Origin of the sequence: Vibrio alginolyticus NBRC 15630 = ATCC 17749 (assembly GCF_000354175.2) — a bacterium.
Lineage (GTDB): Bacteria > Pseudomonadota > Gammaproteobacteria > Enterobacterales > Vibrionaceae > Vibrio > Vibrio alginolyticus.
This window is the reverse complement of record NC_022349.1, coordinates 1,037,460-1,049,016: the sequence shown is the minus strand read 5'-3', so window position 1 is coordinate 1,049,016 and position 11,557 is coordinate 1,037,460. Positions and strand designations below refer to the sequence as shown.

Annotated in this window: 10 protein-coding genes; 3 read left to right on the top strand and 7 right to left on the bottom strand. The window is 44.4% G+C overall.

From position 1 onward, the window contains the following. Positions 1–49: 49 nt before the first annotated feature. Complete coding sequence (locus N646_RS04665) at positions 50–769, bottom strand: 3'-5' exonuclease (protein WP_017820458.1); 720 nt, start codon at positions 767–769, stop codon at positions 50–52. 8 nt (positions 770–777) lie between these two features. After that, complete coding sequence (locus tag N646_RS04660) at positions 778–2,667, bottom strand: DUF294 nucleotidyltransferase-like domain-containing protein (protein ID WP_017636107.1); 1,890 nt, start codon at positions 2,665–2,667, stop codon at positions 778–780. A gap of 314 nt (positions 2,668–2,981) precedes the next feature. Between N646_RS04660 and N646_RS04655 the strand changes: the two genes are divergently transcribed. Next, a complete protein-coding gene (locus N646_RS04655; protein ID WP_017820457.1) occupies positions 2,982–3,623 on the top strand; it encodes an outer membrane beta-barrel protein in 642 nt (213 codons plus the stop codon). 89 nt (positions 3,624–3,712) lie between these two features. Here the strand turns inward: N646_RS04655 and N646_RS04650 are convergent, their stop codons facing one another. From N646_RS04650 to N646_RS04640, 3 genes are all read right to left on the bottom strand, one after another. Continuing rightward, positions 3,713–4,903: an amino acid aminotransferase gene (locus N646_RS04650; protein ID WP_017636105.1), complete on the bottom strand. Its 1,191-nt coding sequence runs from the start codon at positions 4,901–4,903 to the stop codon at positions 3,713–3,715. 331 nt (positions 4,904–5,234) lie between these two features. Then, complete coding sequence (locus N646_RS04645) at positions 5,235–5,534, bottom strand: hypothetical protein (RefSeq protein ID WP_005376885.1); 300 nt, start codon at positions 5,532–5,534, stop codon at positions 5,235–5,237. Positions 5,535–5,779: 245 nt separating this feature from the next. Beyond that, positions 5,780–6,019 (bottom strand): hypothetical protein, encoded by a 240-nt coding sequence (locus tag N646_RS04640; RefSeq protein WP_017820456.1) that lies wholly within the window; start codon positions 6,017–6,019, stop codon positions 5,780–5,782. Positions 6,020–6,278: 259 nt separating this feature from the next. Between N646_RS04640 and N646_RS04635 the strand changes: the two genes are divergently transcribed. Both N646_RS04635 and N646_RS04630 read left to right on the top strand, forming a co-directional pair. Continuing rightward, the gene (locus N646_RS04635) at positions 6,279–7,670 is read left to right on the top strand and encodes an aminotransferase-like domain-containing protein (protein ID WP_017820455.1); all 1,392 of its coding nucleotides are present in this window, start codon (positions 6,279–6,281) and stop codon (positions 7,668–7,670) included. Positions 7,671–7,768: 98 nt separating this feature from the next. After that, on the top strand, positions 7,769–7,993 hold the full coding sequence (locus N646_RS04630) for a hypothetical protein (protein WP_017636102.1): 225 nt from the start codon (positions 7,769–7,771) through the stop codon (positions 7,991–7,993). 90 nt (positions 7,994–8,083) lie between these two features. Here N646_RS04630 and asnS read toward each other — a convergent pair whose 3' ends face one another. Both asnS and N646_RS04620 read right to left on the bottom strand, forming a co-directional pair. After that, a complete protein-coding gene (asnS, locus tag N646_RS04625; protein ID WP_017820454.1) occupies positions 8,084–9,484 on the bottom strand; it encodes an asparagine--tRNA ligase in 1,401 nt (466 codons plus the stop codon). Positions 9,485–9,673: 189 nt separating this feature from the next. Continuing rightward, positions 9,674–11,299 (bottom strand): methyl-accepting chemotaxis protein, encoded by a 1,626-nt coding sequence (locus N646_RS04620; RefSeq protein ID WP_017820453.1) that lies wholly within the window; start codon positions 11,297–11,299, stop codon positions 9,674–9,676. Positions 11,300–11,557 lie beyond the last annotated feature (258 nt).

Here is an 11,557-nt window from a genome sequence, read left to right as displayed (position 1 = left end):
AAAGGAGCCATCTGGCTCCTTTTCTGATCGCTATTAAGCGTGAAGTATATTACAGCCAGAACTCACTGATGGGTTGCTCTTCACTGTAATGATGGGCGATTTGCGCTTGCAGTAGCTCTGCGGTAGCAATTGCATCGGTTAATGCATGGTGAGGCGTATAGTCTGGCAGCCCATAACGGCGTCGAGATTGCGCTAGCCGAACCGATTCTGGTTTTTTCCCTTTTAAACGCTTCCAGAGAGAGCCTGAACGTTTCTGTTGAATCGTTTCTTCAAGGTGCAGCGTATCTAAAACAGGAAACTCAATACCTTCCCCTAAACGGCTTTTGAGCGCTTTATCCAGAAACTCTCTCTCGATACGACGGTAATGAACAACAATGATTTTCCCGCTTAAGCATGGTAGCAGCTCGCTTAAGATATCGCCTAAGTCAGGCGCATCGATCAATTCGCTGTGAGTAATACCGTGTATAATGACTGAGTCTTCATCGAGTGCACGCTGTGGACGTACCTTCCAATGACGCGAGTTACGTAGGAAAATTCGCTTCAGGTTAAACGGCACTAAACCAATAGTAATGATGTCATGTTTTTCAGGATTCAAACCCGTCGTTTCGAAATCTAACGCCACGAACTCCACCTCAGATAACGGTGTTTCTGGAGCAGGCGGCTTGTTGCTATAAAACGCAATTAAATTCTCATCCTTCGCCATCTCCAGCTTTTGTTCAAACTTCGTTGGCCACTGAATGGTTGGCTTCTGAAAGAGCTTTTTAATCATGCTAAACCTCACTTAAAGCTCTTGTTCGCTTGGTAGCGGAACTTAAGGAAATTTTGACCATTGCTTAGGATCTGGAATGCATCCTTTAGGTTGCGACGTTCAAACTCAGAGAGGTTTTCCGGTTCGATATTGTTATCAGGATCAATGCCTAGTTCCACGTCCGTCGCTTGGTGACGAATACGCACCATGGAAATAAACTCTAACGCGTCTTTTAAGTCTTGTGCTCGACCTTTTGGCAAAATGCCAGCGTCAATGATGTCGTCGAGACGCTCAAACGAGTTCTGTGCACGTGAGCCAACTGCCAGAGAGTGAACACGAATTAAGTCGACCAGAGGAGCAGTACCGCGACGTTTGAGGTTGATGGAGTTGTTGTGTCTGCCATCTTTTTCCATCACGAAGTCTTTAAAGAAGCCCAGAGGTGGTGTTCTGTTTAGTGCGTTACGAGCCAAACACGCTAAGAAGCGGTTGTTCTTTCGAGCGCGACGAACAATAAAGCTGGTTAACTGTTCTGCCCATTTTAAGCGGCCATAGACGCCATCCAAATCGAAAAAGATGGAGGCGTTGAGTAGTGCTTTCGGGTTCGGGTTATCAATCCAGTCAGCAAAACACTCTTCCCACTCTGAACGAGTCATGCGCCATAGTGGGTTGGTTGCCATAATATCGCCTGTGCAATATTTGTAGCCACAGGCATCTAACCCATCGCTGACGTATTTTGCTAGGGCTTCGAAGTATTTACCATGTTTCTCCTCTTGATAAGTCTCATCTAGAATGATGGCGTTATCTTGGTCAGTCACCAACAGTTGCTCATCTCGCCCCATTGAGCCAAGTGCAAGGAAACAATAAGGAATTGGCGGTGGGCCAAGCTCTTCTTCTGCCATTTCTAGCAGACGCTGTTTGAAGCTTCGTCCAATGACCGACATCGCGCTACCCACCATGTGAGAGTTGGCATCTTCATTGACCAGACGCACGAAGCTGCTTTTCACTTCTTCGGCAACAACGGCTAAATCTTCGATAGTCTGTTGTTGGAAAATACTACTCACCAACAACAACGAATTCTGAGATTCATAACGAACAATGTCGGTTGTTTCGATAATACCGATTGGTAATTGGTTTTTTACCACTGGTAGGTGATGTACGTTGTAACGCAGCATCGTTAACATTGCTTCATAGATGTAAGCGTTGTGGTCAAGAGACATGACCTCCGTGGTCATCACACTGGACACATCGTCCTGTGGGGACAAACCTTCAGCTAACACACGGGTACACAAATCACGGTCAGTAATGATACCAAGTACTGGGGACTGTGGATCGTCTTCGTCACGAACGAAATCTGGGTCGACGATAAGTAAAGCCGATACGTTGTCATTCGCCATTTGCTGCGCGGCTTGCTGGATTGTCTGACCACGATCAATCGTATGAGCATCGCCAGTCAGCAAGGTTTTCACTTTCGACGTCGTCAGGTCATTGGCGTCTTTGTTTTCTGAAATGGCTTGGCGTAAACGAGCGCTATTTTCAACTTCAACAAAATCCGCAAAGGAATCAAAGTTATCGTAAATTTCTTGGAAAATGTCACCAGGAATACAGTAGAGCAGGGTATCCTCAATGGCTTTTACCGGAAAGCGGACTTTGTTATTGGTGAGCATGCCCATCTGGCCAAATAGGTCACCTTCGTCAAGGCGGTTATACAGCTCACCTTTGCGTCGATAAACTTCAACAACACCGCTTCGCACCACGTATAAATCTTGGATATAGTCTCCAAAATGGATGATGGGGGTATCTTCTCGGTAGTACGAGATTTCGACACTCTCTGTCACCTTGTTTAGTGTTTCTTCAGGGAGTTCATTGAACGGGGGATACTTGGCGAGAAAGTTGTAAATCTCGAGAAGTTCTGCATCCATCGAAGGCGCCTTTTAGTTCGCAAATAATAAAGTAATCTTAACTTAGTTTTAAAACAGAGTCTTATCTGAACCGCGATTTTCGTGCTCAGTCATAAGATTCTGACATATCGCACGATAAGGGAGCTTCATTTTTACTACTATATGGTCACCTCAATTGAAAAAGACGTCGTCGATATGTTTTCTTCGTGATGACTGATTAGATCTTTGGCTGTTTCAGATCGTTATCACGTCTTTAGATTAAGCTATTCTTCTTGAGCCAAGTAGCTCAGGCGATGGAATACAGTGTTTAGATAATTCTCATGAAAGGAAGTCGAATGGTGAGAAATTTATTGCTTGTTTCTTTAGCTGCTTTGCCGGCGATATCAAGCGCAGCGGTCATGGACCAAGCAGAAAAATTTGGGTACGAACACATTCATTTGGATGTTGGTGCCGGAACGACAAACGAAGAATGGTTAGATAACTCTAATGCGACCACAGTTGGACTCGGTGGTAACTATTTGTTTACTGAGAACTGGTTGTTTAATGTTGATTACTCAGCGCAGTTTTTCCATCCGGATGATTTTACTCTTCGCATTGACCGCCTTTTGTTTGGTGGTGGTTACCGTTATGGAGTTACAGAGCAATTCGATATCTACGGGCTATATGGAATAGGCGCAATCAAAGCGAAAGCGACGGACGACAAAACGGATAATACGTTGTCTTCCGATAGCGAATTGATTCAAGCTGTAACTGTTGGGGTGAATTACTTGCTCAGTGAAAAGCTTATTGCGACAGCTGAAGTGGAGTTGAACCGTAGTGATATCGTTGATGAGAACAATTTTAAGATCGGTCTTAACTACCAATGGCATAAAGTCATCGGCACTGGTCTTTTTTATCAGTTTAGAGATACTGATTACAGCGGTGAAAGCTCAGATTACGTCAATGAAGTAGGGCTGAGTTTGAAGTTTGTCTACTAGATCGGACGGGTTCGTTTTTGGCGTTAAGTTAAAACAAAAAAGGTCAGCTTATGCTGACCTTTCCTTTTAATAAAGTATGCGACAGTCGATTATAAAACCGCTGCAATGCCTTTACATAGAGGGCCCATATTTGACTTCGTCATACCAGCAACACTGATTCGGCCAGAACCGACAATGTAAATACCGAACTCTTCTTTAAGGCGGTTAACTTGCTCTTTAGAAAGACCAGAGAAAGAGAACATACCATTTTGACGTTCGATGAAACTAAAGTCTGCGTCCACACCCTCTGCTTTTAGTGTCGCTACAAACAGTTCACGCATTTCTTGAATGCGGTCACGCATTTCTGCTACTTCAGCTTCCCATTCCGCACGCATTTCGGCGTTGCCAAGAATGTGAGTCACGACAGCGCTGCCGTGTGCAGGTGGGTTAGAGTAGATAGAGCGAATAATGGCTTTAACTTGAGAAAAAGCGGTTGTTGCGACTTCTTCTGACTCAGCTACTAACGTGAAGGCACCTACGCGTTCATTGTATAGGCCAAAGTTTTTCGAGAAAGAGCTCGCGACTAGGATTTCTTTGTTGTATTTAGCAAAAGTACGAAGACCTGCAGCATCTTCTTCCACACCTTTAGCAAAGCCTTGGTAGGCGAAGTCGAACAGAGGAAGCAATTTCTTCTCTGCGACAAGTTTCGCCAATGTTTCCCATTCTTCAGCCGTAGGATCGATCCCTGTAGGGTTGTGACAGCAGCCGTGTAGAAGCACGATGTCGCCTTCAGATGCAGATTGCAGATCATTTAGCATCGCATCGAAGTCTTTGTCTTTTGTTTCAGCATTGTAGTAGCTGTATTGTGCCGTTTCGATACCAGCAGCAGTAAATACGCCGTTGTGGTTCGCCCATGTTGGGTTGCTGATCCAGATCTTTACATCGCCTAGTTGACGTTTAATAAACTCGCCGGCAACACGTAGTGCACCAGTACCACCCGGAGCTTGAGCTGTTTTAGCGCGTTTTTCGTTTACAATTTCTGCATCAGAGCCGAAAAGCAGTTTTTGCACTGCAATGCCGTACTCTGCTGTGCCTTCGATGGTTAGGTAAGATTTGGTTTTTTCAGTTTCAACAAGTGCTGCTTCAGCTTTCTTTACTGTCGCAAGAACGGGAGTTTCGCCTTGCTCGTTTTTGTAAATACCTACGCCAAGGTTAATTTTGTCTGCGCGAGCATCTTTTTTAAACTCTTCAGTAAGGCCAAGAATAGGGTCAGCCGGAGCGGCAACTACTTTTTCAAACATAATCTTCATCCATGTTAATCGAAGGGGTGTGCTAACATTTATACCTTTCAGCAATATTGGTTACAACCGTTACTGAAAAGAAAACCTAAAAAAGTTGCGATTTGAAACAGAATTCTAACATAACTAAAGTTTTTGCCATGAAAACGTTTGGTAGGCACAGAGTTTGAAGGGCATTTATGCCATGGTTGGAGAAGTTTTGCACACATCCCAATCGTTTCAATTCAGTGCTTTGCGTTAACACGTTTATAATTGTCTAGTGAGGATTTGTTGAGACAAAAACGCCCCACCAAAGGTGGAGCGTTTACTGTTAGAGTATGGATATCGGTGGGGGTTATTTCTTCAGATTGATTTCCGACTCAACCGCATTGGTTTCGATGTCAGGGTTAGAAGAAAGTTTTTCAGTCGCCCAGTCGTTCATATGCTTTAAGATCGCTTTTAATGCGTGCTTTTCGGTTGGTACTTCTGTCTTTTCAACTTCAAGTTTTTGCTTCGGATGCGTACCCGTCGCATCTTCCGCAACGTGTAGCCAATCTGGGTGCCAGTAATAAGGTTGGCCGGAAGGAGAGCTCCAAGAATGTACGCCGTTGGATTCACCTTTGTATTTAATATCTTCTTCGTTGTATTTCGCCATTATTGTTTTCTCTCATAATCCATGAGTTGAGGTGTGCATCACCATTACTATTTAAATGTAACAGATGTAATGAAAATTAATGTGATAACAATCGACTTATTTTGCCCTTTGAACGCTATAGAAGATGCGTACTTCTCATTCAGAAGAATTTACTATTTGGCAGGTTTTAGCTTTATTTGTGTTTAAAGCATACAACGATGGATTCGCCTACCTAATGCTATTCTTGAACGGTGATAGAGCCTAAACTACTCGTCATTCAAGTGTTTGAGAATCGCCGCTTTTGCATGCTCTTCTGTCGCTGTTTCTCCATCAGGGACTTCAAGGTCAGCCTTTTTGTGTTCACCCAAAGCATCTTCAGCGATATGCAGCCAATCAGGATGCCAATAATAAGGGGTGGTACTGCCAGGATGGTCCCAACTATGTACACCTTTATGTTTTCCATGTTTTCCGCGATACGAGAGATCGTCCATTGTAAAAACTTTCATCGCTTCCTCCTGATTTAAAGACAGTAGTTCGAAGTGAGTTTAACGCACTCAGTCCAACGTAAAACCTTGGCTTTTAGGTATTGCAAAGATGTGAGGCAATATGTGTGTAACGGTCAAAGTATGGGATATAAACGCTCACTTCGTGGCTGAAATATCTATTGATAAACTTGATAAATTACGTTGCTAAATTGAATACTCCCATATCAGAATGCTGGCGCGAAGTATGCTATGGTGCGGCTGTAAGTGAAATGAGGGAAACATGAACCGATACCGTCAACTGGCTGAGCTGTTCAAAACGCAGATTCAGCAAAATACATGGAGAGCAGGGGAAAAGCTGCCATCAGTGCGTGTAACAAGCCGAAACCATTCTGTCAGCGCAGGTACGGTATTACAAGCTTATCAGCTGCTCGAAGCACAAGGTTGGGTCGCTGCGAAACCTCAGTCTGGATACTTTGTGACTGCGGAGTTGGACCGCTTCGAACCGAGTTCTCCAGCCACTTCCGTTTATCGCTCTAGCATCAACGATGAACTTTACGACTACCTCAAAAATCAGGCCACACCGAATGCGGTGAAGTTTGGCTCCGCGTTTCCAGACCCAGCATTGTTCCCATTAGAAGCGCTAAACCGCAACCTAGCCAGCTCGGGCAGGAAGATGGGGGCAGAGACGTTATTGGATAACTTGCCGCCGGGCTGTGAGTCTCTACGCCGTTTGATTGCTCAACGGTACATCCAACAAGGTATGGTGTTTACCCATGATGATATTGTCGTTACTTCTGGCGCATTAGAAGCGTTGAATTTGAGCCTTCAGGCCGTGACCCAGCCTGGAGATACTGTTGTAGTTGAATCACCGACGTTTTATGGCGCACTTCAAGCGATTGAACGTTTAGGTCTAAAGGCGATAGAAATAACGGTGGATCCGTTAACTGGACATTCAGTGGATCAAATTGAAGCGACTTTTGCCGACAATGATGTTCGCGCATGTTGGTTAATGACTAACTTTCACAATCCAACAGGAACCTTATTAAGTGACGGGCAGAAGCAACGTATCGTCGAACTGGCTGATAAATACGATGTGTACTTGATCGAAGATGATGTGTATTCAGAGCTTTATTTTTCTGAAAAAAAACCAAGCTCACTTAAAGCTTTTGATACACAAGAGCGCGTGTTGCATTGTGGATCATTTTCAAAAAGCCTTTGCCCTGGCTATAGGCTGGGCTGGGTGGTAAACAAACGCTTCAATGAGCAACTTCAAAAGCTGCAACTTATCTCGACGTTGTCAGGCAGTGCACCAATCCAGCAGGGTATCGCGCATTACTTGCAAAACGAAAGTTATGATAGCCATCTTAGAAAACTGCGAAAGAATCTTGAGCAGCGGCAATTGGCGTTTATTGAACTGGTTGATAAGTACTTTCCCCAATCGATTCGTTACACACAACCGGAAGGCGGCTATTTTCTTTGGATAGAACTGCCGAAAACAAAGTGCGGAAAAGCGATTTATCAAAAGTTATTGGAAGCGAACATCACTGTAGCATTTGGTCAGTTGTTTTCTGTCGCTCCAAATTATGAGAGCTACCTGAGGCTTAATACATCGTTACCTGTAAATGATGAATTAGAACAAGCCGTGAAGACGGTCGGAGAATTACTTCATTAGCCAACTGTTTACCTGTTTTTTGCTCAAACTGTATCAGTGGACGATACCGAAGCTGTGTTTCAATCATGGGCAGACAACCATTTAGGTTAGGAGCCGTAATGAAAAAGCAGTTGGTAAAGCATGAACTTAGGTTGATGGGTGTTGCTATTTTTAGCGCATTTTTGTTGGTGTTTGCACACTTGATATTGGCGAAATCTTTTTCTCATATGGTTTGGACGGAATACACTGCTGCCGTTATCCCATTTGTGATGTTTGGCTTGTGTGTGGTTGGAGTAAAATACGCAGCGCGAGCAGATGAGGATGACGACGAAAATAACAACTAGAGTGCATACACCGGTTGCTAGAAAATCATTCGTACAAATAAAAGACCTCCACATGGGAGGTCTTTTTAATTCCATATCACTAAAAAGTGATTAGAAGTTCGCAGAGCGAGGAGTACGTGGGAATGGGATCACGTCACGAACGTTGCCCATACCAGTTACGTAAGATACTAGGCGCTCGAAGCCTAGACCGAAGCCTGCGTGTGGCACTGTACCGTATTTACGTAGGTCGCGATACCAGCTCATGTGTTCAGGATCGATACCCACTTCACGCATACGTGCATCTAGAATGTCTAGGCGCTCTTCACGCTGAGAACCACCGATGATTTCGCCGATGCCCGGTGCTAGAACGTCCATCGCTGCAACTGTTTTACCGTCATCGTTAGCACGCATGTAGAATGCTTTAATGTCTTTCGGGTAGTTCTTAACGATTACAGGTGCTTTAAAGTGTTCTTCAGCAAGGAAACGCTCGTGCTCAGAAGACATATCGATACCCCATTCAACTGGGAATTCGAAGTCACGACCTGAATCAAGAAGAATCTGGATTGCGTCAGTGTAGTCAACCTGCGCGAAGTCAGAAGAAACGAACTGCTCTAGACGAGTGATTGCTTCTTTGTCGATGCGTTGAGCGAAGAATTCAAGGTCATCACGACACTCTGCAAGCACTGCTTTAAACACGTACTTGAGCATGTCTTCAGCCAGTTTCGCTACATCATCCAGTTCTGCGAACGCAACTTCAGGCTCAACCATCCAGAATTCTGCTAGGTGGCGGCTTGTGTTTGAGTTTTCAGCTCGGAAAGTAGGGCCGAAAGTGTAAACTTTGCTTAGCGCACAAGCGTAAGCTTCTGCGTTTAGCTGACCAGATACAGTTAGGAACGTTTCTTTACCGAAGAAATCTTCGTTGTAATCTACTTTGCCTTCTTCAGTGCGAGGTAGGTTTTCCATGTCTAGCGTAGATACGCGGAACATTTCACCAGCACCTTCAGCATCTGAAGCAGTGATTAGTGGCGCAGATACCCAGAAGTAACCTTGCTCGTGGTAGAAGCGATGGATCGCTTGAGATAGACAGTTACGTACACGTGCTACTGCACCGATTACGTTTGTGCGCGGACGTAGGTGCGCAACTTCACGTAGGTACTCGATTGAGTGACGAGTTTTTGCCATTGGGTAAGTTTCAGCATCTTCAACCCAACCAACCACTTTAACGTCAGTGGCAGCAAGTTCGAAGTCTTGACCCTTTGCAGGAGATTCAACAATCTTACCAGTTACTTCAACAGAGCAGCCAGTCGTTAGCTTTAATACTTCGTCTTCGTAATTATTAAGATTATTTGGGACCACGGCCTGAATCGGGTCGAAACAAGAGCCGTCATATATGGCAAGGAAAGAGATTCCAGCTTTGGAATCACGACGTGAACGGATCCAGCCACGAACAGTCACTTCGCTGTCTACTGCTAGCTGACCTTTCAATACGTCTGATACAGGCGCGTAAGTCATGTTTTCAATATTCTCCATTGAGGTAAAAATTCAACTCAACGCTTACTTAAAGTACTTGTCTAATAACATTTTTGTTCAAAAAACAAGCTAAGCGCTGAGTTGGGTAGCATTTTACAGATTCAACGAGACATATTACCTGTCAATTCGCTCGCATCAACCTTTATATTCGTTTTGATGGGGAGAATCTCTCTATTTATTCACTCTTTTGTGCTCTGAAAGTGTGAATTGGTTTAGTAATTGCTCTAAACGTTCGGATAGATGCTCTAAATCAACACTAATATCACGCGTGTGCGATGCTGATTGCGATGTGTCGTTAGCATGCAGTGTGATCACATCTATTTTAGATTGAATATGCTGACTTACATCAGATGTGGTTTGCGTCTGGTTTTGGATATCTTCTGCATGTCTGAGCACTTGGCGCATCTCGTCAACAACGTTATGCATTGTGGCTGATAGTGCCTCGACATCGACAGAGCGTTGATGAGCAAACTGGCAGACGGTATCAACAGAAGTTAATGACTCTTCACTTCCTTGCTGGAATTGAGAAATGATATGTTCAATATTACCAGTGGCTTCAGCCGTCCTAGAAGCCAGGTTACGTACTTCTTCCGCGACGACCGCAAAACCGCGTCCTTGCTCTCCGGCACGGGCGGCTTCAATAGCAGCATTCAACGCGAGCAGATTGGTTTGTTCTGCAATACCCTTAATAACCACAAGAATGGACGACACTTCTTCGGTTCTTTGGTTTAGAGAGCTGATTTTTTCCCGTACAGTATCAATGTTACTCACTAGTTGTTTGATGTCTTCACTTACATTGTGTGCTTGGCTTGCACTATGAGTGGCGACATCAACGGTGTGATTGACCAAAACAGTAGCGTTGTTAGTCGAGTCCTCAACCGCAGTTTGTTGCTGCAACATATCGGTGATATTACTTTGTACTTCGTTGGTCTCTAGCTGTTGGTTATTGGCCGCTTTATCTGTGGACTGCGCGACAGCAGTTAGTTTACTCGCGGAGTCGGCAAGTGAGTGAGAGGTGTCTTGCACACGTTCTAAGCTTTCGGAGACCGTGTCCATGAATGAATTGATGGCTGTAGAAAGTTGGCCCACTTCATCCTGTTGGTGATGCATAAGTCGTTGAGATAGATCTTTGCTATGGCTCACATTCGACATGAATTTCGACGTTCTTTGAATTGGTCGTACAATGATTTTTTGAATCAAACTCAACGTTATGATGAAGCCCACAAATGCGATTACGGCCATTATTCCCATCGCAAACATTGCCTGTTTACTGATCATTGAATTGACATGATTCATGTTGTATTCCAAGCGAATCGCGCCCAACACTTCTCCTGCTGGTGCAACGTGGCAAGAAACGCAGTTGGTGCCACGGTAATTTTCGCTCGACTTCATTGGTAGCGCGACTACTAACCCTTTGCCCCAATCGGCTGAGATTGGTTCAATCACCAGTTCACCATTCAACGCTCGTTGATCAATATCATCGACAGGCTGCTGGTTTTGTTGCCCAGGTCCGTAAAGTTTGGTCACAGCGTCAGCTCGCAACACGCGAACTGCTTCAATGCCTTCTTGGGCCAGGGCCTTTTGACGTAAGGTTTCTTTTTGCGACATGGTGCCCGTAAGCATCATCATATTTAGGCTGTCGAAATAATTACTAGCCTTATCATGGAGTTGTTCACTAAGAACATCATTGATTAAGGTTTTTTGTTGATGGTATTGGTAAGCCGTAGAGGCAGCTAGAACGCAGCTGAAGACAGCAATTAACGCCAGTAAGAGCTTAAAAGTGATAGTTGAGCGCATAAATTTATAAGTGTAATTGGAACGAACTGCACAATATTAATGTGCACAAATGCGCACTGCGAACAACGAAATGAATGATTGTGACCCCACACATGTTGGGGATATGTAATTGTGATGTGAGTGCTGTGTAATCAAATGTTTGGCGCGTGACAAAAATACGACGCCGAGACAAAAGTTTTGATTACTTGCGCTGAGAGCCCTCCACGTTTTGTTGCGTTTGTATTTAGTAAAGTTGAACCAAAACATACGTCATTTTTG

Coding starts and splice junctions, on each gene's coding strand:
- N646_RS04665 (WP_017820458.1), bottom strand. CDS start 769: ATGATTAAAAAGCTCTTTCAGAAGCCAACCATTCAGTGGCCAACGAAG.
- N646_RS04660 (WP_017636107.1), bottom strand. CDS start 2,667: ATGGATGCAGAACTTCTCGAGATTTACAACTTTCTCGCCAAGTATCCC.
- N646_RS04655 (WP_017820457.1), top strand. CDS start 2,982: ATGGTGAGAAATTTATTGCTTGTTTCTTTAGCTGCTTTGCCGGCGATA.
- N646_RS04650 (WP_017636105.1), bottom strand. CDS start 4,903: ATGTTTGAAAAAGTAGTTGCCGCTCCGGCTGACCCTATTCTTGGCCTT.
- N646_RS04645 (WP_005376885.1), bottom strand. CDS start 5,534: ATGGCGAAATACAACGAAGAAGATATTAAATACAAAGGTGAATCCAAC.
- N646_RS04640 (WP_017820456.1), bottom strand. CDS start 6,019: ATGAAAGTTTTTACAATGGACGATCTCTCGTATCGCGGAAAACATGGA.
- N646_RS04635 (WP_017820455.1), top strand. CDS start 6,279: ATGAACCGATACCGTCAACTGGCTGAGCTGTTCAAAACGCAGATTCAG.
- N646_RS04630 (WP_017636102.1), top strand. CDS start 7,769: ATGAAAAAGCAGTTGGTAAAGCATGAACTTAGGTTGATGGGTGTTGCT.
- asnS (WP_017820454.1), bottom strand. CDS start 9,484: ATGACTTACGCGCCTGTATCAGACGTATTGAAAGGTCAGCTAGCAGTA.
- N646_RS04620 (WP_017820453.1), bottom strand. CDS start 11,299: ATGCGCTCAACTATCACTTTTAAGCTCTTACTGGCGTTAATTGCTGTC.